Origin of the sequence: Kitasatospora acidiphila, from assembly GCF_006636205.1 — a bacterium.
Taxonomy (GTDB): Bacteria; Actinomycetota; Actinomycetes; order Streptomycetales; family Streptomycetaceae; genus Kitasatospora; species Kitasatospora acidiphila.
Map to the genome: position 1 here is coordinate 7,159,553 of NZ_VIGB01000003.1, position 24,354 is coordinate 7,183,906.

Annotated in this window: 19 protein-coding genes and 3 pseudogenes; 15 read left to right on the forward strand and 7 right to left on the reverse strand. The window is 71.6% G+C overall.

The window, feature by feature from the left end; translation table 11 throughout:
• Nucleotides 1–171: 171 nt before the first annotated feature.
• A complete protein-coding gene (locus tag E6W39_RS33905; protein WP_220140301.1) occupies nucleotides 172–1,113 on the forward strand; it encodes an ABC transporter ATP-binding protein in 942 nt (313 codons plus the stop codon).
• Between the two features lie 22 nt (nucleotides 1,114–1,135).
• A complete protein-coding gene (locus E6W39_RS33910; RefSeq protein WP_141636731.1) occupies nucleotides 1,136–1,999 on the forward strand; it encodes an ABC transporter permease in 864 nt (287 codons plus the stop codon).
• An 11-nt stretch (nucleotides 2,000–2,010) separates the two neighbouring features.
• On the opposite strand, the gene E6W39_RS33915 is transcribed toward E6W39_RS33910, so the two are convergent.
• The 4 genes and pseudogenes from E6W39_RS33915 to E6W39_RS44340 all read right to left on the reverse strand — a co-directional run.
• Nucleotides 2,011–2,955, reverse strand: a complete 945-nt coding sequence (locus E6W39_RS33915) for an NAD-dependent epimerase/dehydratase family protein (RefSeq protein WP_141636732.1) — start codon at nucleotides 2,953–2,955, stop codon at nucleotides 2,011–2,013.
• 10 nt (nucleotides 2,956–2,965) lie between these two features.
• Nucleotides 2,966–4,678 (reverse strand): methionine--tRNA ligase, encoded by a 1,713-nt coding sequence (metG, locus tag E6W39_RS33920; protein ID WP_141636733.1) that lies wholly within the window; start codon nucleotides 4,676–4,678, stop codon nucleotides 2,966–2,968.
• Between the two features lie 481 nt (nucleotides 4,679–5,159).
• Nucleotides 5,160–5,834, reverse strand: a pseudogene (locus tag E6W39_RS44335) (LytR C-terminal domain-containing protein); the annotation flags it as partial.
• Nucleotides 5,798–6,727, reverse strand: a pseudogene (locus tag E6W39_RS44340) (LCP family protein); the annotation flags it as partial. The pseudogenes E6W39_RS44340 and E6W39_RS44335, both read right to left, overlap by 37 nt.
• Before the next feature lie 195 nt (nucleotides 6,728–6,922).
• Here E6W39_RS44340 and E6W39_RS33930 point away from each other — a divergent pair.
• Nucleotides 6,923–7,453, forward strand: a complete 531-nt coding sequence (locus E6W39_RS33930; RefSeq protein WP_141636735.1) for a CYTH domain-containing protein — start codon at nucleotides 6,923–6,925, stop codon at nucleotides 7,451–7,453.
• 11 nt (nucleotides 7,454–7,464) lie between these two features.
• Here E6W39_RS33930 and E6W39_RS33935 read toward each other — a convergent pair whose 3' ends face one another.
• Together E6W39_RS33935 and E6W39_RS33940 are read right to left on the reverse strand one after the other, a co-directional pair.
• Nucleotides 7,465–8,274, reverse strand: coding sequence for an inositol monophosphatase family protein (locus tag E6W39_RS33935; RefSeq protein WP_141636736.1), 810 nt, complete (start codon nucleotides 8,272–8,274; stop codon nucleotides 7,465–7,467).
• 162 nt (nucleotides 8,275–8,436) lie between these two features.
• Nucleotides 8,437–9,285: an alpha/beta fold hydrolase gene (locus tag E6W39_RS33940; RefSeq protein WP_141636737.1), complete on the reverse strand. Its 849-nt coding sequence runs from the start codon at nucleotides 9,283–9,285 to the stop codon at nucleotides 8,437–8,439.
• 96 nt (nucleotides 9,286–9,381) lie between these two features.
• Here E6W39_RS33940 and E6W39_RS33945 point away from each other — a divergent pair, with 96 nt between their 5' ends.
• A complete protein-coding gene (locus E6W39_RS33945) occupies nucleotides 9,382–9,849 on the forward strand; it encodes a MarR family transcriptional regulator (protein ID WP_141636738.1) in 468 nt (155 codons plus the stop codon).
• 49 nt (nucleotides 9,850–9,898) lie between these two features.
• On the opposite strand, the gene lysA is transcribed toward E6W39_RS33945, so the two are convergent.
• The gene (gene lysA, locus E6W39_RS33950; protein WP_141636739.1) at nucleotides 9,899–11,176 is read right to left on the reverse strand and encodes a diaminopimelate decarboxylase; all 1,278 of its coding nucleotides are present in this window, start codon (nucleotides 11,174–11,176) and stop codon (nucleotides 9,899–9,901) included.
• Between the two features lie 794 nt (nucleotides 11,177–11,970).
• On the opposite strand from lysA, the gene E6W39_RS33955 reads away from it, so the two are divergent.
• The 11 genes and pseudogenes from E6W39_RS33955 (at nucleotide 11,971) to ddaH (ending at nucleotide 24,282) form a co-directional block, all read left to right on the forward strand.
• On the forward strand, nucleotides 11,971–13,224 hold the full coding sequence (locus tag E6W39_RS33955; protein ID WP_141636740.1) for an ATP-grasp domain-containing protein: 1,254 nt from the start codon (nucleotides 11,971–11,973) through the stop codon (nucleotides 13,222–13,224).
• Nucleotides 13,225–13,257: 33 nt separating this feature from the next.
• On the forward strand, nucleotides 13,258–14,550 hold the full coding sequence (locus E6W39_RS33960; RefSeq protein WP_141636741.1) for an MFS transporter: 1,293 nt from the start codon (nucleotides 13,258–13,260) through the stop codon (nucleotides 14,548–14,550).
• 176 nt (nucleotides 14,551–14,726) lie between these two features.
• Nucleotides 14,727–15,671: a ParB/RepB/Spo0J family partition protein gene (locus tag E6W39_RS33965; RefSeq protein ID WP_141636742.1), complete on the forward strand. Its 945-nt coding sequence runs from the start codon at nucleotides 14,727–14,729 to the stop codon at nucleotides 15,669–15,671.
• A 4-nt stretch (nucleotides 15,672–15,675) separates the two neighbouring features.
• Nucleotides 15,676–16,758: an FAD-dependent oxidoreductase gene (locus tag E6W39_RS33970; protein ID WP_141636743.1), complete on the forward strand. Its 1,083-nt coding sequence runs from the start codon at nucleotides 15,676–15,678 to the stop codon at nucleotides 16,756–16,758.
• Nucleotides 16,759–16,916: 158 nt separating this feature from the next.
• Complete coding sequence (locus E6W39_RS33975) at nucleotides 16,917–18,401, forward strand: SidA/IucD/PvdA family monooxygenase (RefSeq protein WP_228718484.1); 1,485 nt, start codon at nucleotides 16,917–16,919, stop codon at nucleotides 18,399–18,401.
• Nucleotides 18,307–18,615 (forward strand): cupin domain-containing protein, encoded by a 309-nt coding sequence (locus tag E6W39_RS33980; RefSeq protein ID WP_228718486.1) that lies wholly within the window; start codon nucleotides 18,307–18,309, stop codon nucleotides 18,613–18,615. Before E6W39_RS33975 ends, E6W39_RS33980 begins: the two co-directional genes overlap by 95 nt.
• Nucleotides 18,612–20,348 (forward strand): class I tRNA ligase family protein, encoded by a 1,737-nt coding sequence (locus E6W39_RS33985; RefSeq protein ID WP_228718488.1) that lies wholly within the window; start codon nucleotides 18,612–18,614, stop codon nucleotides 20,346–20,348. The genes E6W39_RS33980 and E6W39_RS33985 overlap by 4 nt, the downstream gene beginning before the upstream one ends.
• Nucleotides 20,345–21,595 carry an ATP-grasp domain-containing protein gene (locus E6W39_RS33990; RefSeq protein ID WP_141636744.1) on the forward strand — a complete coding sequence of 417 codons (1,251 nt, stop codon included), beginning with the start codon at nucleotides 20,345–20,347 and terminating at the stop codon, nucleotides 21,593–21,595. Before E6W39_RS33985 ends, E6W39_RS33990 begins: the two co-directional genes overlap by 4 nt.
• The gene (locus tag E6W39_RS33995) at nucleotides 21,592–22,155 is read left to right on the forward strand and encodes a hypothetical protein (RefSeq protein WP_228718489.1); all 564 of its coding nucleotides are present in this window, start codon (nucleotides 21,592–21,594) and stop codon (nucleotides 22,153–22,155) included. The genes E6W39_RS33990 and E6W39_RS33995 overlap by 4 nt, the downstream gene beginning before the upstream one ends.
• The gene (locus E6W39_RS34000) at nucleotides 22,148–23,335 is read left to right on the forward strand and encodes a hypothetical protein (protein ID WP_141636745.1); all 1,188 of its coding nucleotides are present in this window, start codon (nucleotides 22,148–22,150) and stop codon (nucleotides 23,333–23,335) included. The genes E6W39_RS33995 and E6W39_RS34000 overlap by 8 nt, the downstream gene beginning before the upstream one ends.
• An 81-nt stretch (nucleotides 23,336–23,416) precedes the next feature.
• Nucleotides 23,417–24,282: pseudogene (gene ddaH, locus E6W39_RS34005) on the forward strand (dimethylargininase).
• Nucleotides 24,283–24,354 lie beyond the last annotated feature (72 nt).

Here is a 24,354-nt window from a genome sequence, read left to right on the forward strand (position 1 = left end):
GGGTCGAGGGACACGGGTTCCTCCGGGAGTAGGCCTGGCTACTGACGGTAGACGGCAGATCACTCCTCAACCAGGGGGCGTTATCGGCCAGTTGAGGGCGCGCGGCACTGCGCCGGGCGCCGGTTTGCCGGTCTGCGGGCGGCGGGCGCATCGTGGAGAAAGGATCAGGAGGTGCCTGCGGTGGACGAGGCGGTGATTCGCACAGCGGGACTGACCAAGATCTATCCGAAGTCCGAGACCCCGGCCGTCGACGGACTGGACCTCCAGGTGCGCCACGGCGAGCTGTTCGGCCTGCTCGGCCCCAACGGCGCCGGCAAGACCACCACGGTGGGCATGCTCACCACCCGGGTGGTGCCGACCGCCGGGCAGGCCTGGATCGGCGGCATCGACGTGGTCGGCCGGTCCACCCTGGTCAAGCAGGTGATCGCGGTGGTCTCGCAGCAGAACACCCTGGACCGCTCGCTGACCGTGCGGGAGAACCTGTTCTTCCACGGCCTGCTGTTCGGCTACTCCCGCCGGTCGGCCCGCCGCACCGCCGACGAGCTGCTGGACCGCTTCCACCTCGCCCGCTGGGCCGACTCCCCGGTCCGGGCGCTCTCCGGCGGCATGGCCCAGCGGCTGATGGTGGCCCGGGCGATCTTCCACCGCCCCGCCGTGCTCTTCATGGACGAGCCGACGGCCGGCCTGGACCCGCAGAGCCGACTGGCCCTCTGGGAGATCCTGTCCGGGCTGATCGCCGAGGGGCAGACCATTCTGCTGACCACCCACAACATGGAGGAGGCCGATCAGCTCTGCGACCGGGTGGCGATCATCGACCATGGCCGGATCCTGGCCCTGGACAGCCCGGCCGCGCTCAAGCAGGCGGTGGACGCCGACACCGTGGTGACCGTGCAGGCACCCGGTGAGCCCGCCGAGCTGGCCCGGCTGCTGGCCCGCGAGGTCGACGGGGTCAACCGCACCCGGCTGCTGCCCGGCGGGGTGGAGCTGCAGGTCACGGTGGCCGGCAGCAACCGGCTGCTGCCGCGGGTGCTGAACGCGGCCGAGGGCGGCGGCTTCCAGGTGGCGGACCTCTCGGTGGCCGCCCGACCCTGGAGACCGTCTTCATCAGCCTGACCGGAAAGGAACTGCGGGACTGATGGCCGTCGACAGGATGATCACGGTGACGCCGGCGCGGTCGGTGCCGGCCGCCTCCCGCTCGGCGCTGAGTGCGCTGATCCAGCGCGATCTGCGGGTGCTGTTCAAGAACTTCGGCGAGTTCGCCGGCCGGACCCTGATGCAGCCGCTGCTGCTGGTCTTCGTCTTCCTGTACGTCTTCCCGACCATCGGGCAGGGCGTGGGCAGCGGCGGCGGCCGGACGGGGGAGTCGGACTTCGCGACCGTGCTGGTGCCCGGGGTGGTCGCGGTGACCATCATGTTCCAGGGCATCCAGTCGGTGGCGATCCAGCTCTCCCAGGAGTTCGGCTACACCCGGGAGATCGAGGACCGGGTGCAGGCGCCCTGCCCGCTCTGGCTGGTCGCGGTGTCCCGGGTGCTCTCCGGGGCCACCCAGGGCATGATCTCGGCGGTGCTGGTCTTCCCGATCGCCGCAGTGGTGCACGCGCCCGGGGTGCACGCCCGGCTGTCGGTGCACTGGTGGGTGGTGGTCACCCTGATCCCGCTGGCCTGCCTGGCGATGACCTCGCTCGGGCTGGTGCTCGGCACCACCTTCGAACCGCGCAACATCGGGTTGATGTTCGGCTTCGTGGTGCTGCCGCTGGTCTTCCTGGGCGGCACCTACTACCAGTGGACCAAGCTCTCCGCCGTCCACGTCGGCGGCTTCCACTGGCTGCAGGTCCTGGTGCTGGTCAATCCGCTGATCTACATCGCCGAGGGCATGCGGGCCGGGCTCACCGACACCGAACACATGCACCTCTATGTCGTCTACCCGGTGCTGATCGGCTTCTGCGTGCTCTTCCTCAGTCTCGGGCTGCGGAACTTCCGGCGCCGGGTGCTCTCTTGAGGCGCGCGCTCTCAAGGCTTGCGAGGGCTCGCGTTCTTGAGGCTCGCCCGCACGGTCTCGCGCAGCGCCGCGGCCAGGTCGCCGTCGCCGGTCGGCTCCAGGAAGAGCTCGCGGGTGAGCAGCGCCGCGAGGTGCTCGGGCGCCAAGCCGCCCTCCCGGCCGGTCAGTTGATGGACCACCCCGACCCCGCGCAGGGCGGCGCCGAGCGCGGCCGGCGGGAGTCGCAGCACCGTCGGCGGGGTGGGCCGACCGGCTGCGGCGGCGAGCTCGACGAGCAGCTGACGCCACGTCAGATTGCCGTCGGCGATGGGCAGATCGGCCCCGGATCCGCTCTCCAGCGCGTCGGCGGTGGCGCGGGCCACGGTGCCCACGGTGGTGACCGCGGTGCCGCCCGGCGGGGCCGCCAGCGGAGCCCCGGAACGCAGCCAGGGCACCAGCGGGGCGACCAGGGGCCGCCGCCCGGGCGTGGCACCGAAGACGAACGGGATCTCCAGCACCGCCACCGGCAGCTCGGGCCCGGCCGCCGCCCGGGCCTGCGCCGCCTGCGCCACCCGGCTGCGGATGTACGGATGGCGGGCGGCCAACCGCAGCTCGGGCCGGCGGCGGTGGAACGCCGTGAAGTAGGAGCCGTGCAGCACCGCCCGCTCCACCCCGACCCGGCGGGCGGCCGCCAGCAGCCGCCGCACCGGTGCCACATTGTGCGCGTGGAAGTGGGCGGCGGCCGGCCGGCGCGGCGTACTGCGGTCGTCGGCGCCGGTGGCGAACACCACGCCCTGGTGGCCGTCGAGCAGCTCGGCCCACTCGCCTTCGGTGAGCCGGTCGACGTCGCCCGTCAACCGGCCCGGATCGGGCGACGGCGTACGGGAGAGCACCGACACCGCATGGCCCCGGGAGGCCAACTCGGCCACCACGTGGTGGCCGAGGAACCCCGTACCGCCGATCACCAGTACCCGCATGCGGGTGAGGCTACTGGGCGCCGAACCGCTCGCGCCAGGCCGCCAGGTCCTCGTCGGTGATCTTGGCGAAGAGCACCGGGGGGACGGTGAACGAGGTGCCGGCCGGGACGAAGTCCAGCGCGGCGGCCTGCTCCTGGCTGACCCAGGTGGGCTCGACGGCGGTGTCATCGGTGGCGAAGACCGCGCGCATCGCGGCGGCGCTGGCCGGGATGAACGGGGCCGACAGCACGCCGTAGAGGTGGATCAGCTGCATCGCCGTGCGCAGGGTCAGCGCGGCGCCCTCCGGGTTGGTCTTGATCTCCAGCCAGGGGGCCTTGGACTCCAGGTAGACGTTGCCCGCGCTCCACAGCGCGCGCAGCGCCTGGGCGGCCTTGCGGAACTGCAGGGTGTCCAGGTGGCCCTCGTACTCGGCGAGCAGGCCGGCGACCTCGGCGCCCAGCGCCCGCTCGGCCTCGCCCGGCGCGTCCCCGGCCGGGACGGTGTCGCCGAACCGCTTCAGCGAGAAGGAGAGCACCCGGTTGACGAAGTTGCCCAGGGTGTCGGCCAGGTCCTTGTTGACCGTGGACGAGAACAGCTCCCAGCTGAAGCTGGTGTCGTCCGACTCCGGCGCGTTGGCCATCAGGAAGTAGCGCCAGTAGTCGGCGGGCAGCAGCTCCAGGGCGGCGTCGGTGAAGATGCCGCGCTGCTGGCTGGTGGAGAACTTGCCGCCGTAGTAGTTCAGCCAGTTGAAGGCCTTGACGTAGTCGACCTTCTTCCACGGCGCGCGGGTGCCGAGCTGGGTGGCCGGGAACATCACCGTGTGGAACGGGACGTTGTCCTTGGCCATGAACTCGGTGTAGCGCACGTCGGTGGTCTCGTACCACCAGGACTTCCAGTCCCGGTTGGCCGGGTCGGCGTCGGACCACTCCTTGGTGGCGCCGATGTACTCGATCGGGGCGTCGAACCAGACGTAGAAGACCTTGCCCTGGGCGGCCAGCTCCGGCCAGACGTCGGCCGGGAGCGGTACGCCCCAGTCCAGGTCACGGGTGATCGCCCGGTCGTTGAGGCCCTCGGTCAGCCACTTGCGGGCGATCGAGGAGGCCAGCGTCGGCCAGTCCTTGCCGTTCTCGTCGATCCAGGCCTCGACCTCGCCGGCCAGCTTGGACTGCAGCAGGAAGAGGTGGGTGGTCTCGCGGACCTCCAGCTCGGTGGAGCCGCTGACCGCCGAGCGCGGGTTGATCAGGTCGGTCGGGTCCAGCAGGCGGGTGCAGTTCTCGCACTGGTCGCCGCGGGCCTTGTCGTAGCCGCAGTGCGGGCAGGTGCCCTCGATGTAGCGGTCCGGCAGGAACCGGCCGTCGGCGATCGAGTAGACCTGGCGGATCGCGCGCTCCTCGATGAAGCCGTTGGCCTTCAGCTCGCGGGCGAACTCCTGGGTGATCTCGCGGTTCTGCTGCGAGGAGGAGCGGCCGAAGTAGTCGAAGGAGAGCGCGAAGCCGTCGTAGATCGCCTTCTGGGCGTCGTGCTGCTCGGCGCAGAACTCCTGGACCGACTGGCCGGCCGCCTTGGCGGCGAGCTCCGCCGGGGTGCCGTGCTCGTCGGTGGCGCAGATGTAGAGCACCTCGTGGCCGCGCTGGCGCAGGTAGCGGGAGTAGACATCCGCCGGGAGCATGGACCCGACCATGTTCCCCAGGTGCTTGATCCCGTTGATGTAGGGAAGCGCGCTGGTGATCAGGTGTCGAGCCATCCGGGGAAGCTCCTTCATCTAGGTGGCGCCACCCGGCTCGTGCGCGGGCCGGGCGGGCAGTCGGCGGCCATCGCCGAGGATGGAGCCATTCTATCGGCCGGGACGTGGGCATCCGTACCGGCTGGTCAGGGGTGCACGGCGGGGTGTGCGCGCGGCCCCCGGGCTGAGGAGCTCGGGGGCCGCGGCGTGGGGCTGAGGACGGGTCAGGGCTGGGGGACGTTCGGGGGTTCGGGCCGGTCCAGCTGTAGATGTAGTTGGTCTGGCCGTCCCTCCACGAGGTGTACGGGGCCGGGTTGACGTCCATGCACTGGTTGGCGTCGTCGGCCGCGTTCTGCGACTGGGCGGTGGTGGGCATGGCGGTGGGCACGGGCGCCTGCGGGGCGCTGCCGCCGCCTGCCGCGCCGAAGCTGTCGCCGCTGTTCCAGTCGGTGCCGACCCGCAGGGTCACCGAGGTGCCCGACTCGCCGGACTGCTCAAGGGCCGAGTCCGGCAGGCCGAGCGCGGCGGCCACGGTCTTGGCCGAGTCCGCCTTGTTGGCGGGGTAGAGCAGCTTGGTGGGCGCGTTGGCGACCTTGGTGCCGTCCGCTGAGGCACGGGTGAAGCCCTGCTGGACCAGCGCATCGGTGATCGCCTTGGCACGGCCGGTGACTCCGCTGGAGTTCTGCACCTCGACGTGGATGGTCGACTTGTCGACCGCGACGGAGGGCGCGGCGGCGGCCGGGGGCTGCTCGGCGCGGCCTGGGAGGGCGCGGCCGGAGCGGGGGAGTTGGCGGACGGCGGCGCGTTCTTGTCGAGCGGCACGTCGTTGACGATCATCTGGAACAGCTTCTGGGAGTCCGGGGAGGTCTCCACCAGGTTGTTCTTCGGGTTCCTCGGGTCCGGCACGTACTGCCACGGCATGGTGACCGTGGTGATCCGGTTGGTCGGGACCTTGTTGAGCTCCAGCGCCAGGCTGGTCAGCGCGCTGACCGTGGCGAGGCTCTTGTCCACCGTGAGCGCACTGGTGGCGGCCTGGGCCAGGTCGTTGAGCTTGACCGGGTTGGCCAGGGTGCCGGCCGACTTGAACTCGCGGATCATCGAGTTGATGTAGAGGTGCTGGGCCTGGGCGCGGCCGATGTCGGAGCCGTCGCCGAAGGCGTGCCGGGTGCGCAGCCACTCCAGGGCCTGCTCGCCCTTGATGGAGCGGGTGCCGGCCGGGAGGACCAGGTGGGAGCCGATCTCGTGGACGGTGCCGTCCGGGTCGTGCGTGATCTGGTCGTCCTTGACGTTCTCCTTGGTGCACACGTTCACACCGCCGATGGCGTCGGCCATGCTCACCACACCGGAGAAGTCGACCATCATGTAGTGGTCGATGTGGATCTGGGTGAGCAGCTCCCAGGTGTCCACCACGCAGCCCGGGTCGTTGACGTTGAGGCTGTCGGTGATGATCGTGTGCCGGGCCTTGAGGACCTTGCCGTTCTTGTCCTTGCAGTCCGGGATGTTCACCTGGGTGTCACGCGGGATGCTCATGATCGAGGCGTTGCTGCGGTCCGCCGAGAGGTGGACCAGCATCTCCACGTCCGCGTGCGGGGCGCTGTCCTCGCAGGCGCCGCCGAGCTGGCAGTCCTGGGAGCTGTTGCGGCCGTCGGAACCCAGCATCAGGATGTTCAGCGGCTTGCGGCCGAACGCGTCGGCCTTGGAGTCCGGGGCGAGGGCGGAGCCGCCGTTGTTCAGGTTGCCCTTCTTGATGTTGGAGTTGAGCTCCTGGATGTAGAGGTAACCGCCACCGACCGAGACCAGCAGGGTGAGGCCGACCCCGTAGGCGGTGTACTTCAGCGCCCGCCTGCGCTTGGCGGCCTTGGTCAACGGGGCCTTGCGGCTGCGGGCGCGGCCGCCGGCCGCCGCACCGCCGGTGCCGCTCCCGGTGCCACCGCCGTTGCCCGCGGCCCGTCGGCCGCGTCCGCCCTTCGAGGGCTGCTGGGCAGCGCGGCGAGCGGCGGCGCGGCCGCCTTCCGCCGGGCTGCCGCCGGTCGGTTGACCATCGGTTGAGCGGTTACCGTCAAGCGTCATAGGTGTCCACCAAGCGGGCTTTGCCAGGTCCTCCCTGGACTCTTGGCGGGAGACTATATCAATTCGAAATCATAGGTTTATGTGAGGATCCTAAGTTTCTGGGGACCCTGTGAAGGCCTTGTACATGAACTTCCTACCCGCAGGTATCCCCAACGTACACAACGGTGTTGACGTCTCTGGCAGTGGGAGCGGTTCATGGCTGACGGCAAGTACGCCCGGGTCGAGCGGGAGCGGCGGTTCCTGCTGGCGGGGGAGCCGGATCGGCGGGCGGTGACGGCCACCCGCCGGCTCACCGACCGCTACCTCACCGGCACCAGGCTGCGGCTGCGCGAGATGGTCCACCTGGAGACGGGGGAGGCGGTGTACAAGCTGACCCAGAAGCTGCCGGGTGACCAGCCGGACTGGGGGTTGACCACCACCTGCTACCTCTCGCCCGCCGAGTACCGGGTCTTCGCCACCCTGCCCGGTGCCGTGCTGGCCAAGACCCGCTACAGCGTCCCGCCGTTGGGCATCGACGTGTTCGACGCCCCGCTGGCCCCGCTGGTGCTGGCCGAGGCCGAGTTCGACAGCGAGGCCGAGGCGCGCGCCTTCCGACCGCCGGCCGGTGCCATCGCCGAGGTCACCGCCGACCCCCGTTTCACCGGCGGCCGCCTGGTCACCGTCGAGCCGGGCGAACTGCGCGGCTGGCTCGCGGAGTACGGCCTCCAGCTAGCGGTCCTCCAGTAATAAGGACCGGGTCAGGCGCCGGCCACCGGCGGCGTGATCAGCTCCTGGACCCGGGTCCAGCAGGCCCGGTCGGCGGCCACCAGCAGGCCGGTGCGGTCGTCGTCGGGGCGGTAGGGGGAGCCGTCGAGGCGCTGGGCCACGGCGCCGGCCTCGGTGGCGAGCAGGGCGCCGGGGGCGTGGTCCCACGGGAGGGTGCGCTGGTAGCGCAGGAAGTCCACGGCGCCGGTGAGCAGGCGCGGGTAATCGACGCCGGCCGCCTTGGCGCCGCTCTCCACCAGGGCGAAGCGGGACCGGACGGTCTCGATGTGCTCCCGGATCGCCGGATCCAGGTACTTGGTCAGCGCGGCGCCGCGGATCTGCTCGGGCTCGGCGGGCGCCGGCTCGCGGTGCAGCCGCACCCCCGAGCTCCAGGCGCCGCCGCCGAGCTCGGCGGTGAACTCCTGGCCGAGCGCGGGCTGGACGATCCAGCAGGCCACCGTGCGCCCGCCCCGGACCAGTGCCGCCTGCACCGCGTACTCGGGGCGGCCGGCCACGAAGTTCGCGGTGCCGTCCAGCGGGTCGACCACCCAGGCGGCCGGGGCCTCGTGCAGCGCCCGCAGCAGCCCGGGGTCGGCGGCCGTCGCCTCCTCGCCCACCACGGGCGCGTCCAGCAGTTCGCGCAGCCGCCGGGTGATCAGCTGCTCCGCCTCCCGGTCGGCCACGGTGACCAGTTCGCCGGGGGACTTCTCGGTGATCTCACCGGCTGCCAGCGCCTGATAGCGCGGCAGGATCGCGGTGGCGGCGGCTTCGTGCAGGATCTCGGTCACTTTTTCCATGTACATGGCAACCCAGGGTAGCGGCGTCAGTGGTCAGCCGTCGCCTCGGCGGTGGCCGACAGCAGGCGGGCGGCTGTACTTCTTCAGAACGGACGGCCAAGAGCAAGGAGTTCAAGGCCACGGCCGTACGGGCAGCGAGCGCGCCCGCCCCGGGCATACCACGTCATGTCACGGCTTGGCCAGGAACTCCTCGACCAGCCGGTTGAGTTCGGCTGCCTGCTGGTACGGCATGCCGTGGTGGGTGACCCCGGGGAGCAGGACCGTCTGAGCGCCGGGCAGCAGCCGGGCGGCCCCGGCCTGAACGGCGCGGGCGTCGTGGCAGCGGCTCTCGGCGGCCAGCAGCACCAGGGTGGGCGTCTGGCAGCCCGCCAGCTGCGCCGCCTTGGGGCGGGGTGGGATGACGAACTTGGCGCGCGGGAACTCGGCGGCCCGGCCGTAGAGTTCGAGCCAGGCCGGGTCGAGCTCCCGGCCGCCGGTCTCCCATGCGAGGAAGCGCTGCGCCCGCGCGGCGCTGGGCCGGGCCAGCATCGGCAGCGCGTGCAGCAGATAGCCGATGCGGAAGCCGGCGAAGACCTGGGTGGGGTCGAGCAGCGCCATCCGGCGCACCCGCCGCGGACGGCTCAGCGCGTAACTCATCGCGATCCCGGCGCCGTAGGAGTGCGCGAGCAGGTCGGGGGCGGTCAGCGACAGGCCGTCGAGCACGCCGTCCAGCCAGGTGTGCAGGTCCTCCACCGTGCGCAGCGGCCGCTGTCCGGGGCGGCTGAACCCGGCCTCGCCGATCCGGTCCACCGCGTAGAGCCGCCGGGTGCGGGCGAGTTCGGCGGCGTTGGCGAACCAGACGGCCGAGGTGGTGCTGCCGCTGTGCTGGAGGACCAGCGGCTCGCCGTCACGCGGCCCGCAGGCGGTGACCACGGTGGTGCCGAACTCCGAAGCCAGCTCGATCCGTTCGACCGGCACCCGCCAGCGCTCCAGGACGGCTTCCTGGGCTGACTGGCATCGGCGCTGCTGATCGGTCATGGTGTAGCCCCCTTGAGGGAGATATGTTGCTGGGCAAGTATCTCGCTGAGCGAGAGAATAGCCCTGGATCGCCGAGAGCAGGAGATGGGTCAGCAGATGAGTCGGACACCGAACGCCGGGCCGGAGTTCGCAGTGGTGCACCAGCTGCGCGCGGTCACGGTGGAACTCGACTTGCTGGGCGGGGAGTTCGCGCAGCGCAACGGGCTGCACCCGACCGATCTGCGGGCCCTGATCTGCCTGCTGGACGCGGCCCGCTCCGGCGCCCCGGCCACCCCCGGCTGGCTGGGCGGTCAGCTGAAGCTGAACTCGGCCGGCACCACGGCCCTGTTGGACCGGCTGGAGCGGCTCGGCCTGGTCCGCCGCACCCGGGACGACAGGGACAGGCGGCGGGTCCTGCTGGTGGTGGAGGAGCGGGCGGTGGTGCTCGGCGAGACGTTCTTCGGCCCGCTGATCGGCGCGCTGGTGGGCATGCTGCGGGACTTCACGCCGGACGAGGTCGCCGTGGTGCAGCGGTTCCTGGGCGGGGTCGCGGAGTTGGTGGCGCAGCGGCGCCAGGACGGTTGACCGCCGGGGCCGGCGCCGGCGGGGGGAGCGACAGCGCCGGCCCTGGCGGTCAGGCCACCTCGGTCTCCAGGGCCAGCAGTTCCGCGACGGTCTGCCGGCGCCGGATCAGCTTGGCCTGCCCGCCGTCGACCAGGACCTCGGGCAGCAGCGGGCGGGAGTTGTAGTTGGAGGACATGCTCGCCCCGTAGGCCCCGGTGTCGTGGAAGACCACCAGGTCGCCGATCTCGGCCCGGGGCAGCGGGATCGGCTCCACATCGCCCCCCTCGGCCTGGGTGAAGACATCGCCCGACTCGCACAGCGGCCCGGCGAGCACAGTGTCCCGGACCGCCTCGGTGCGGGCCTCGCCGCCCGGCGCGAGCACCGAGACCCGGTGGCTGCTGCCGTACATGGCGGGTCGCATCAGGTCGTTGAAGCCGGCGTCGACCAGCACGAAGTGGTTGCTGCCGACCGGCTTCTGCGCTCGCACCTCGCTGACCAGCGCCCCGGAGCCGGCCACCAGGAACCGGCCCGGCTCGATCTCCAGCCGTACCGGATGGCCGAGTTCGCGCACCAGCTCCTGGCGGGCCGAGTCCCACAGCCGGAAGTACCGCTCGGTGTCCACCTCGGGCCGGCCGGGGTGGTACGGCACCGTCAGACCGCCGCCGGCCGAGATCGCCCGCACGTCCCGGTCGCTGAGCCGCACCTGCTTGACCATGGTCTCGCAGACCGCCTCCAGGTGGCCGTAGTCCACTCCGGAGCCGATGTGCATGTGCAGGCCGATCAGCTCCAGGCCGTAGCGGTCGACCAACTCCAGGCTCTGACCCAGGTGTTCGTGCCAGATGCCGTGCTTGCTCTGCTCGCCGCCGGTGTTGGTCTTGCGGCTGTGCCCGTGTCCGAAGCCGGGGTTGATCCGCAGCCAGACCGGGTGCCCGGGAGAGGCCGCGCCGAGCTGCTCCAGCATCTGCGGGGAGCCGGCGTTGACCGGCAGGCGCAGCTCGACCACCCGGCGCAGGGTGGCCCGGTCCAGCAGGTCGGCGGTGAACACCACCGGCTCGTCGGCACCCTGCACCTGGTAGCCGGCGGTGAGGGCACGCTCGATCTCGCCCAGCGAGACGGCGTCCACCAGCACGCCCTCGGTCCGCATCAGGCGCAGGATGTGGGTGTTGGAGCAGGCCTTCTGGGCGAACCGGATGACGTCGAAGCTGCGCAGCCGGGCGATCTGGGCGCGGATCCGGTCGGCGTCGTACACCCAGGCCGGGGTGCCGTACTGCTGGGCGACGCGGGCGAGCCGCGGTCCGCTCAGCGGGTCGGTGGGCTCGGCGGTCGCGGCGTACGGCGCGGTGGTCACTGGTGGGTCCTTAGGGCAGGGTCGGGGGCGGCGGGGTGCCCAGCGCCGATCCTGCGCGATCGAGTGGCGGGTGCGCTCGGCTGTCCACTTCCTGGACCGTACTCGGGGCCCGCGGCGGTGGTGAAATCGCTCTCCGGGGCCCCGATCGCGGTGTTTCGGCCCAGGCGGCGGACCGGCGGAACATGTCCGTGCGCGGGCCGGTGCGGGGTGGATGAATCCCAGTCGGGCGCGGCGAGGTCGGGAGAAAATTTTTCGGGGCCGACGGCGGCGACCGGGTTCCGTCGGGCGGCCTCACGTATCGTGCCGGCCAATTTCGACATGCCCCGTCAAAACCCTGCGCACCGAAACCCTGCTGCACTGCGGTACAGGAATTCCGGGCGACAACCGCGGTATTCCGTGAATGGCCGGTGGAACCGGAATTCGCCCCGTGACCTGCGAGGTCGGCGGGGGCAATGCGGAGAAATGGACAATTCCACAGACTGGCCCGCGTCCAGTCTAGCCTGTCGAGCCGTCACTCGGCGTTCGACTATCCAGTCTTGACGGTTGAACGTCACCTCCGTCCTTAAGGTGACGTTTCAACTTGGTGACCAGAGGTGACGGTACGTCAACAAGCGGCCCGGCGAGCGCTACGCGGCTTCGTCACAAAGGAGTTCAGCATCCGATGAGTGTCGGCAAGATGGTCGACACTGTGTCAGGTCGCTTGTAGTTTGTGGGTCGAATTCGCGGGGACTCACTCACGGCGGCCCGATCCGCTCTCTGGATCGCGGGGATGAGGGAGCCCAGGAAGGGATGAAATGATCACCGGTACCGAAGTGGCGGCGCGGCCACTTCTTCTCCTGGTCGCGACGGGCCTGCGGTCGTACCGCGAGTACCTGCTCCGATCGATCGGCACGGAGTTCCGGATACACCTGTTCCACACCGTGGAGCCCACCTGGGAGCAGGAGCATCTGAGCGGTTGGACGGTGGTCCCCGACACCCATGACGGCCCCGGGATGGCCGCCACCGCCGCTGAGCTGCACCGGGAGCAGCCGTTCGACGGAGTCCTCTGCTGGGACGAGGGCCGGATCCACGCGGCCTCCCACATCGCCGAGGCGCTCCAGCTGCCGAACGGCGACCCGGCCGCGATCTGGCGGATGCGCGACAAGGGGCAGACCCGCCGGGCGCTGGACGCCGCCGGCCTGCCCCAGCCCGCCTCGATCCCGGTGACCACCGAGCAGCAGGCGCTGGAGGCCGCCGCCCGGATCGGCTACCCGGTGATCCTCAAGCCGCGCGGCTACGGCGCCAGCATCGGCGTGATCCGGGTCGACGGCCCGGAGCAGCTCAGCGCGGGCTTCGCCTTCACCAGCGCGGCCACCCTGCCCGACCCGATCGTCTTCGACTCCGCGGAGCCCTACCTGGTCGAGGAGTGCGTGGTCGGTGAGGAGATCAGCGTCGACTCGGTGGTGCAGGGCGGCAAGGCCGCCCCGCTGTTCATCGGCCGCAAGGTGGTCGGCTACCCGCCCTACGCGGAGGAGATCGGCCACCGGGTCGAGGCCACCGACCCGCTGCTCGCCGATTCCGGCTTCGCCGACCTGCTCACCGACATCCACGCCGCGCTCGGCTTCACCGACGGCTGGACGCACTGCGAGTTCATGCTCACCGCCGACGGCCCCAAGCTGATCGAGGCCAACGGCCGGCTCGGCGGCGACCTGATCCCCTACCTCGGCCGGCTGGCCACCGGGATCGACCCCGGCCTGGCGGCCGCCCGGGTGGCCTGCGGCCTGGCACCGGAGGTCACGGCCACCCGCTCGCAGGCCACCGCGATCCGGTTCTTCTACGTCGCCGAGGACGACACCACCATCGGCGCCATCGGGTTCGACGAGGAGCGGCTGCCCGCCGAGGTCGACCGGGCGGTGGCCATCGCCGCTCCCGGCGCGGTGTTCTCACCGCCGCCGAAGGGCACCCTGGTGGGCCGGATCGCCTACGCCACGGTCGCCGCCGACTCCCGGCAGGCCTGCGACCGGGCGCTGGACGCAGCCGGCGCCGCACTCGTCGTCACCCCGGCCTGAGCGGGGCCCACCGATGGAGAGACCTGCCGAACGATGAGCAAGAAGGCGAAGACCGCCGGCCCCGGGCCGTGGAGCACCTTCGTGCAGTCACCGATCGCGGTGAAGGCGATCCTGGCCGGCGTGGTGATCAGCCGGCTGGGTGCGTTCCTCAGCATCTTCCTGGTGCTCTACCTGACCTCCCGCGGCTACTCGGCCGACCAGGCCACCCTGGCGCTCGGCGGCTACGGCGCCGGCCAGGTGCTCGGGATCCTGGTCGGCGGCGCGCTGGCCAACGCGCTGGGCGCGCGCAACGCCACCGTGCTGAGCATGACCGGCTCGGCGCTGCTGCTGGTGCTGGTCTACTACGTCAACAGCTTCCCGCTGATCGTCGCCTCGGTGGTGCTGGTCGGCCTCTTCCAGGCCATCTACCGGCCCGCGTCCTCAGCGCTGCTGTCCGAACTCACACCGCCCGACCGGCAGGTGATGATCTTCGGGATCTGGCGGCTCGGGCTCAACCTGGGCACCACGCTCTGCCCGCAGCTCGGCTTCCTGCTGTTCCGCCTCGGCGGGCACGGCTACGCGATCCTGTTCTGGGGCGAGGCGGTGGTGGCGCTGGCGTACGGCGTGATGGCCTTCGCCACCCTGCCGCGCAAGTTGCGGCAGCGGCCCGCCGAGCCGGTGCCGGCCGCGGCCAAGGCCAAGACCGAGGTCAAGGCGCCCAAGGAGAGCTATCTGCAGGTGTTCAGGGATACCCGCTACGTGTTCTTCCTGCTGGCCACGCTCGCCAACGCGATCATCTACACCCAGTACCTCTCGACCCTGCCACTGGACGTCACCCGCGCGCATGTGGACGTCTTCTGGTACAGCCTCGCGGTCTCGGCCAACAGCGTCATCGTGATCCTCTTCGAGCTGCCGCTGACCAAGTTCACCCAGAACTGGCCGATCAAGATCAGCGCGGGCTGCGCCTTCGCGCTGGTCGGCCTCGGCGAGGCGTGCTACGGGCTGCCGCTGGGTGCGGCGGTGATCCTGATCGGCACCCTGATCTGGACGTTGGGCGAGATCCTGGGCGGCCCCACCATCTTCGCGTACCCGGCCATCGTCGCCCCCGAGCGGCTGAAGGCCCGCTACATCAGCAGCTTCCAGGTGATGTTCAACGCCGGCACCGCGATCGGGCCGGTGATCGGCGGTGTGCTCTTCCAGCAACTCCACCACGGCGTCTGGCCGGTGGTGGCGGTGTTCGCGGTCTTCTCGACCGTCTTCGGGGCGCTCGGCATGAAGCCGGTCCGGCCCGTGGTCGACGCCCGGCAGCCGGCGGCCGAGGCCGAGCCGGTCACCGAGGGCGTCTGACGACCCGCGCTGCGGCGGGTCCTTCCTATCCAACGCGGCTCCGGCGGCGCCGTGCGGCCACCCCGCACGGCGCGGCGCCGACCAGCCGGCGCCGATGCGTACAACTCCGGGCTCCGCGACATGGCGCCCGGTGACGGTTCTGGGACAACAGCTGCCCGGGGGCACGGATGAGAACTGTGGAGCAGATACCGATCGACGCAGTGCAGTCGGGCGACTCGCCCCGCTTCCAGGGGGTGGACGAGGAGCACGTGCGGCGGCTCGCCGAGACCGACGCCGAACTGCCGCCGATCCTGGTGCACCGCGCCACCATGCGGGTGATCGACGGCGCGCACCGGCTGCGCGCCGCCCACAGCAAGGGCGCGGACGCCATCACCGTCGAGTTCTTCGACGGCACCGAGGCCGAGGCCTTCATCCTCGGCGTGCAGGCCAATGTGGCCCACGGCCTGCCGCTGTCGCTGGCCGAACGCAAGGCGGCCGCCCGCCGCATCGTCGAACTCCAGCCCGAGTTGGCCGACCGGGCGGTGGCCCGCGCCACCGGGCTGGCGGCCAGCACGGTCGGGGTGATCCGCCGTCAGGCCATCGGCGAGGGGGCGCGCAGCGGCAGCCGGTTGGGCCGCGACGGGCGGTTACGGCCGGTGGACGGCGGCGAGGGCCGGCGGCGTGCCGTCGCGGTGATCCGGGACAGCCCGGACGCCTCGCTGCGCGAGATCGCCCAGGCCGCCGGGGTGTCGCTCGGCACCGCGCACGACATCCGGGCCCGGCTCGACCGCGGGGAGGACCCGCTGGGCCGCCCCGAAGCGGCGACGGCCGAGCCGACCGCCGAACTGGCCGCGATGCGCCGGATCGCCACCGAGCCGGCCACGCCCCGGCAGACCAGGCCTGAGCCGTTCGCCGGCCTGGAGAGCCTGCGGCGCGACCCCTCGCTGCGCTTCACCGACCACGGACGGGCCCTGCTGGTCTGGCTGCACCGGCGGCTGGTGGTGGTCGGCGAGGCGGAGGGCGAACTGGACAACATCCCACCGCACCTGCTGCCGGTGGTCGCCGAGCTGGCCCAGGAGTGTTCGGACATCTGGCACAACCTCTCGCTCGAACTCCAGTACCGCGCCCGGCAGATCGGCTGATCCGATGGAACTGCGCGACGACCGCGGGATCGCGGTGATCGGTGGCGGCCTGGCCGGTGCGGTGCTCGCCTGGCGGTTGACCCGGATGGGACACCCGGTCACGGTGCTGACCGGCGGTGCCACCGTCGCCCGGGATGCCACGGCGGTGTCGGGCGGCCTGGTACGGGCCTTCGAGACCGATCCGATGGCGGCCAGGGCGGCCGCGCTCAGCCTGGCCGAGCTGCGTGCCGATGCCGGGCTGCGCGAGCTGGCCGGCTACCGGGAGTTCGGCTCCAGCTATCTGCTGCCGCCCGGCAGCACCGAGGCGGCGATCCGGCCCGTGCTCGACCTGGTCGCTGAACTACTGCCTGGGTGCGCCGAGTTGATGGATGCCGCCGGGCTGAAGGCCTTTCGCGGGTTGCCGCCCGGCACCCTGGCGGTGGTCGAACCGGCCGCGGGCTGCCTGTCACCGGCCCGGCTGCGGGCGGGGCTGCTGGCGGCGGTCGAGGCGGTGGGCGGCACGGTCCGCGCCGAGGCGGTGACGGCGCTCGCGCCCGACGGCGAGCTGCGCACCGCAGCGGGCGGCGGCGAGCGGTTTCGTGCGGTGGTGGTCGCCGCCGGGCCGTGGACGCCGCGGCTGCTGCGGAGTTGGGGGCTGCCCGATCAGGGGCTGCGCGCCAAGCAGATCCAGTACACCCTCGGCAGTGCCAGTCAACTCCCGCCCGGGTTGGGCGCGTTCGTGGACGAGACCAGCGGCCTCTACGGCCGCCCGGACGGCCCGCACCGGATGCTGCTAGGACTGCCCACCGACCGCTGGGACCTGGACCCGGGCGCCATCACCCCGCTGCCCGAGCTGTCCGCCCAGGTGGCGGCCTGCGCGGCCGAGCGGCTGGGCCTGGCCGACTGGCCCGGCCCGGATGCCAGGACGGCCACCGCGGCCGACTGCTGGGCCCCGCCAGACGGCCCCGGCGGGCTGCTGCTGCGCCGACTGCTGCCGCACGGCCCGCTGTTCACCTTCACCGGCGGCACCGGCGGCGCGGCCAAGACCGTGCTCGCCAATTCCCGCGACGCCGCGACCGCGCTCGCCGAGGCCTTCCCGGCCTCCTGAAATTGTCAAGCGGTCGTCAACTCGCTGTAAATTTCGTTCAGTTGAACGCCTTGTCCGAGAAAAATCGAGCTGACTAGCATTCAGCTGCAATCACCCGCCACCCGCCCGAGGCAGCGTTGCCCGGGGTGGTTCCCACATTCTCAGAAAAGGGGATGGCTTTGGCACGCCAGGACGTTGAACTGCTCGCCATCGGCGCCGGGCCGGCAAACCTCGCCCTGGCGGTGGCGCTGGAGGAGCTGGCTCCGGCCGGCCTCGCCGAGGGCACCGTCATCGCCGAGCGGTACGACTCGGTGGTGTGGCAGCGCGGCATGCTGCTGCCCTGGACGCAGAGCCAGGTGTCCTTCCTGAAGGACTTGGTGACGCTGCGCAATCCGACCAGCCGCTTCTCGTTCGTCAACTACCTGCACAGCGTCGGGCGGTTGGACGAATTCATCAACCTGGGGACGTTCACGCCCTATCGGCAGGAGATCTCCGGCTATCTGCAGTGGGTCGCCGACACGCTCGCCAAGGTGCGGATTCACTACGACCGCCGGGCGGTCGCGATCGCCCCCCGGCACGGCGCCGGCGGCCGGCTGGAGGGCTGGCTGACCAGCTTCGCCGACGGCAGCGAGATCCACTCCCGCGACCTGGTGATCGGCGCCGGGCGGGACTCGCGGATCCCCGCCGAGTTCGCCGCCCTGCCCGCCGACCGGCTGATCCACAGCGCCGACTACTCGGCCCGGATCGCCGCCCTGGACCCGGCCGGCAAGCACCGGTTCGCGGTGATCGGCGGCGCCCAGAGCGCGGCCGAGCTGCTCTGGGCCGTCCACCAGGGTTTCCCGGCCGCCGCGACCACCATGGTGATGCGCTCCATCGGCCTGAAGAACTACGAGTCCAGTAAGTTCACCAACGAGATCTACTACAGCTCGTTCATCGACCAGTTCTTCCAGGCCACCGGCCCGGCCCGGGACCAGCTGCTTCGCGAGATGCACCTGAGCAACTATGCGGGCCTCGCCCCGGCGATGCTGGACACGCTCTACCGGCAGCGCTACCTGGAGCGGCTCAGCGGCGACGAGCGGCTGAAGCTGATCACCATGACCGACATCACCGCCACCCGCTTCGAGGGCGACGAGGTGGTGCTCACCCTGACCGACCGGCTGACCGGCACCAGCACCGAACTGGCCGCCGACTACGTGCTGTTGGGCACTGGCTTCGACAGTCGGATGCCGGCCCTGGTGCGCGGCCTGGCCGACCGACTGGGCCTGGCCGAGACCACCGTCGACCGCAACTACCGGCTGTGCGTGCCCGGCACCGAGGACGACCCTCGGTCTATCTGCAGGGCGTCAACGAGGCCACCCACGGCATCTCCGACTCGCTGCTCAGCGTGCTGGCGATGCGTTCCAGCGAGATCGTCGGCGACCTGCTCCAGCACCGGATGGGCACCGGCCTGCTCGCCGACGTCGCCTGAGACCTCCCGAACCGAAAGCAGAACCCGCCATGACCATGGAAATCCGCCCGCTGAACCGCGACGGGCTGACCTTCGAGTACGACCTGTACACCCAGCGCCTGGTGCCCTGGCCGCTGCTGAACGCGCCGTTCGAGGGCTGCTGGTCGATCGTCGAACCGGGCACCTCCTCGCGCCCGCACGAGCACCACGAGTATGAGATCTGGATCGCCGCCAAGGGCGAGGGCGAGATCGAGGCCGACGGGGTGCGCCGCCCGTTCAAGGCCGGCGACGTCGTGCACTTCACGCCGCACACCGAGCACTTCGCCCTCAACCCCAAGGGCGCCGACGGCAACCTGGAGTTCTACTCGATCTGGTGGGACACCGAGCTGGCCGTCGCCTTCCTGGACCAGCACCAGGCGAGCGCCGAATGACCGAGCACACGCCGACCGAGCGGGCAGTGATCGACCATGCAGTGACCCGTCCGAGGATCCTGATCGCGGCCACCCCGACGCCCAACGGCGACCTGCACGTGGGCCATCTGGCCGGCCCCTACCTGGTCGGCGACATCTACGCCCGCTACCTGCGGGCCGCCGGCGCCCCGGTCACCTGGACCACCATCACCGACGACAGCCAGACCTACGTGGTGGCCAGCGCCGCCCGCAAGGGCACCAGCCCGGCCCGGCTGGCGGCCGCCTCCACCGCCGCCATCGAGCGCACGCTGCGCGGATTGGCCATCGAACTCACCAGGGGCACCGAGCAGTTGCTGCCGCCGGTGGACGCCCGGTACCGCGAGGCGGTGACCGAGTTCGTCGCCGCGCTGCACGCCGCAGGCCGGCTGCGGGAGCGCACCGTGCGGCTGCCGTACGCCGAGCAGTCCGGGCGCCACCTCTACGACGGCCTGCTCACCGGCGGCTGCCCGGCCTGCGGCGCCGGCAGCAACGGCGGCGCCTGCGAGGACTGCGGCACGCCCAACAACTACGACGAACTGCGGGATCCGCGCAGCACGTTGGACCCGCAGGAGCCGGTGTCGATCCGCGAGGAGCGGATCCTGGTGCTGCCGATGGAGGAGTACCGCGCCGAGCTGGAGGCGCACTTCGCCGAGGTCACACCGCGCTGGCGCCCGCACCCCAAGCAGCTGATCGAGCAACTGCTGTCCCGGCCGCTGCCGGACATCCCGGTCACCGTGCCGGGTGGTTGGGGCGTGCCGGCGCCGTTCGCCCCGACGGCGGGGCAGATCGTCTACCCGTGGGTGGAGGCGATGCCGGCCTCCATGTACGCCACCTGGTGGGCCAACGGACAGGACCCGGCGCTGCCCTACGACCACTACTGGCGGGCCGAGCAGGGCGCCGAGCTGGTGTTCCTGCACGGCTTCGACAACACCTACCACTGGGGCCTGCTCGACCTGGTGCTGCTGCTGGCGCACGGCGACCGCTACATCCGGCCCAGCGCCAACGTGGTCAACGAGTTCTACGAGCTGGAGCACGCCAAGTTCTCGACCAGCCGCAACCACCTGATCCGCGGTACCGAGCTGATCGAGGAAGGCGTGCCGCGCGATGTGCTGCGCTTCCACCTGGCGCTCACGCTGCCCGAGCGGGCCCGCACCAACTTCACCCGGGCCGAGCTGGCGCTCTTGACGGACCGTCAGCTCATCGCACCCTGGCGCGAGCTGGGCGATGCGCTGGACGCCGCACTGGCCGGGCACGACGGTGCTCCGCTGCCGGTCTCCGCGGCGGCCCAGGCCCGGGTGGCGGCCCTCGCTGCCGAGCTGCGCGCCAGCTTCGAGCCGGGCGCCTTCAGCGTGGCCCGGGCCGCCGCACGGCTCTCCGAGCACCTGGCCGAGCTGCGCGAGCAGGCCGCCGCGGGAACCGAGCCCGGCGATCTGCTGGCCGGGCTGCGGGCGTTGCTCGCCTGGTCCGCGCCGATCCTGGTGGACACCGCCGAGGCGGCCCGGGCGGCCGGCATCGACCTCGGCCTGACCGCCGGCCCGGTCCCCGACAAGATCGCCCCGTTCCGGTTGCCCCGGCTGCCGGTCGGTCCAACCGGCTTCGCTGCCACGCCAATCGAGGCGTCGACCGAGGCGCCAATCGAGGCGTCGTTCGAGGCGTCCGTTAACGCCAAGGCGCCAGTCGAGGCGCTGGTTCAGGAGAAGGACGACCGCTCATGAAGCTGCTCGCCATCGAGAGCTCCCAGAACAAGGAGTACTACAAGTCGCGCTACCAGCAGGTGGTCGACCTGGGCGTGGACCTCTACGTCCTCAACGGCGAAGGCGATCCGGAGTTCTGGCCGGCCGACCGCTACCGGATCGCGGGCAGCCGGGAGGCGACCAAGCTGGTCGAGTCGGCCGAGGACTGGCACCGCACCGAGCGGTTCGACGGCGTGATCACCTTCAACGAGGCGGGCGTGATCGCCGCCGCCGTGGTCGCCGACGCGCTCGGCCTGCCCGGCATCGGGGTGGAGACGGCCAAGGCCAGCCGCAACAAGTACCTGATGCGGCAGGCACATGAGCGCGGCCAGGCGGCCCACCCGCGGTTCCGCTACGTCACCTCCGCCGATGAGGCGCAGGCCGCGGCCGCCGACTTCGGCTACCCGGTGATCATCAAGCCGACCCTGGGCGCGGCCAGCAACTTCGTCTTCAAGGCCGACAGCGCCGAGGAGTTGGCCGAGCGCTACCAGCAGGCCAGCGAGGGCCTGGGCGGCATGTACTGGTCGCGCGCCGAGGTGGCCGGCCTCGACCTGGGCCCGGACGGACTGCTGGTGGAGTCCTTCCTGGACGGCCGGGAGTTCCTGATCGAGGCGCTGGCCTGGGACGACGAGGTCTACCTCGGCTCGGTGGTGGACCGGATCACCCTGGAGGGCGCGACCTTCGACGACGACGTGCACCACGCGCCGACCTCGATGAGCGCCGAGGACCTGGCGGCCGTCCACGAGGTGGTCAAGGCCGGCCTGCACGCCCAGGGCCTGCGCCGCAGCGTCGCGCACGCCGAGGTGCGGTTCCACCAGGGCAAGCCGTACCTGCTGGAGATCGCGGCCCGGGTGGGCGGCGGCGGGTTGGACGAGATCGCCCGGCTGACCGCCGGCTACGACCCGATCAAGGCCGTCGTCGACGTGGCGCGCGGCGTCAAGCCCGAGGTTCGGCACTACCAGCCGACCGGCACCCACATCACCGCGATGTGCCTGATCAGCGAGGAGAGCGGCACCATCCGGGAGATCCGGGTGCCCGAGGAGGTCAGCTCCTGTGACCAGGTCTTCCTGCTGAAGCTGACCGCCCGGCCGGGTGACGTCAACATTCGCCCGCCGCACGGAAATTCGATCCTCGGTTTCCTCGGCACCACAGGCACGTCGTACCGGGAGGCGATGGACACCATGACCGACTTCGCCGACCGGATCAAGGCCACGGTGGAGCCGAAATGAGCGATCGGGAACCTGCCATCAACGCCGAGTCGAGCGGCCGGGAGGTCGTCGTCGACGCCGAGGCGACCGGCCAGGAGCTCGCCGGCAAGGTCGAGGTGAGCGGCCGGGGGCTTGCCGTCAGCGACGAGCTGAGCAGCCGGGAGCTCGCCGTCAGCGACGAGGTGAGCGGCCGGGAGCTCGCCGTCAACTACGACGGCCGGCGGTTCCGGCCGGTCAGCGAGGACCCCGAGGAGGCCGGTCGGTCGGCGCTCTACCGCCAGCAGGGCGATCTGCTCTGGGGCGAGTTCAGCGGCGGCGACACCCGCCGGGGCGTGCTCAACGGCATCTGCCGGCCGGACGGCACCCTGGAGTTCGCGTACTCCATGGTCAAGGCTGACGGTCAAGTGGTCATCGGCCGCTGCCAGTCCGAGCCGACCACCCTCCCGGACGGCCGGATCCGGCTGTACGAGGTGTGGGAGCGCTACGGGGCGCACGCCGCCAGCGGCGTCTCCTACCTGGAGGAAGTGCCCTTCCCGCGGCAGCGGACCGGTGACGCGGGCCCGCCAGGGTCCGATGCCTGAGCTGATCGAGGCCGTCCAGCAGGCGGTGGCGGCCGGCGAGGCACCGGCCGTCGACGTCCGGCTGGCGCTCGCCCAGAGCACCGACACCGACCTGCTCGCCGCCGCCGGGCGAGCCCTCGCCGGGCTGCGCGACCCGGGCGGCGAACTGCGCCCGGTCCGGCTGCTGGTGCTGGCCGACTGCCCGGCGGGGCCGTTCCCGGACCTGCTGCGGGCCGTGCTGGTGGCCGCCGGTGCCCGGCCCGAGCCGGTCGAGCCGACCGAACCGACCGAACCGACCGGGCCGGCCGAGTCGGCCGAGTCGGCCGCCGGCGGGCTCGACGCCGGGTTCGATGCCGGGCTCGCCGAGGCCGGCGCCGAGCTGGTGGTGGGCCTGCTCGACGAGCGCTACTTCCTGCCGGACCGGTTCGACCTGACCGATCCGGCCCCGCTCGGCCCGCACCTGGCCGACCGGCTGGACCGGCTGGCCGGGCTCGCCGAGGCCGCCTTGGCCGGCGGCACCGACACCCTGGTGCTGCACACCGTCCCGCTGCCCCGGCGGCTGCGGGACACCGTGGTCGGCCTGCGTGCCCGCGGTGGGCTCACCCGCCACTGGCAGCGGCTGAACGCCGGACTGCTCGACCTGGCCGAGGCCGACGGGCGGATCGAGGTGGTCGACCTGGCCGGACTGCTGGCCACCGCTCCCACCGCGGCCCGCTCCGGCGCCACCGGCTGGACCGACGCGGCGCTGCTGCTGCTGGCCCAGGAGGTCCGCCGGGTCGCCCAGACCCGGCTCGGCCTCTCCCGCCGACTGCTCGCGCTCGGCCCGGAGGCCTCCCACTGGCCGGTGGAACTCGGGCGCTGCGTCAAGAGATTGGCCGAGCAGGGGATCCACCTGGTGCCCACCGACCACCACACGCCCGACCCGGTGGAACGGGTGCTCAGCGAGCGCCCCGAAGTCCTGATCAACGCCGCCGCGTTCTCCCGGCGGGTCGTCAACTGGGCGCCCAAGGCCGGGAATCTGCGCCGCAGTGCGGAGTCCCTGGGCCTGGGGGCCGACGCGCTGGTCTTCCTGACCGAGTCGGACTTCGAACGCGGCCACGTCGCAGCCGAGTTGCCCGAGGTGGCGGTGGTCGACAGCGGCGGCGACCCGGCCCGGCTGGTCGACGAGCTGCTCGGCCACGGCTGGTTCGACCTGCTCTGACCCTCAGCTCGCCACCCCTCGGTTCGCGACCCTCGGTTCGCCACCCCTCACGTCTCCACTCCCACCGTAAGGATCACCGCCATGCCCGTCACCGAGGTCATCAACCCGCAGCCGGCACCGCAGCCCGCACCGCCCCGGACCGCCCGGCCGCGCCGGCTGCTGATGTGCCGTCCGAACCACTACGACGTGTACTACTCGATCAACCCCTGGATGCACCCCGAGAAGCCGGTCGACACCGGCCTGGCGGTGCTCCAGTGGGAGCGGCTGCGCGAGCTGTACATGTCGCTGGGCCACACCGTCGAGGTGATCGACCCGCTGCCCGGCCTGCCCGACATGGTGTTCGCCGCCAACGGCGCCACTGTGGTGGACGGCAAGGTGCTGGCCGCCCGGTTCCGGCACATGGAGCGCACCGCCGAGGGCCCCGGCTACCTGGCCTGGTTCCAGCGCAACGGCTACCAGGACGTGCTGTGGCCGGAGTTCATCAACGAGGGCGAGGGCGACTACCTGCCGGTCGGCCGCCGGATCCTGGCCGGCACCGGCTTCCGCACCGACCAGCGCTCGCACTACGAGGCACAGGAGTTCTTCGGCATGCCGGTCACCAGCCTGACCTTGGTCAACCCCCGCCACTACCACCTGGACACCGCCCTCTCGGTGCTCTCCGACACCGAAATCATGTACTGGCCCGAGGCGTTCACCCGGGCAGCCAGGCCGTGCTGCGCGAGCTCTACCCCAACGCGGTGCTGGCCACCGCCGACGACGCCGCCGCCTTCGGCCTCAACGCCTTCAGTGACGGCTACAACGTGCTTCTCCCGCAGGCGGCTTCCGGCCTGATCGAGCAGCTCAAGGCGCGCGGCTTCAACCCGATCGGCGTCGACCTGTCCGAACTGCTGCTGGCCGGCGGCAGCGTCAAGTGCTGCACCCTCGAACTGCGCGACCGCGCCTCCTGAGTGATCCCGAGAGCTCTCGAGAACTCCCGAGAACTCCCGAGAGCCGCTGAGATCTTCTGAGAACTCCTGAGA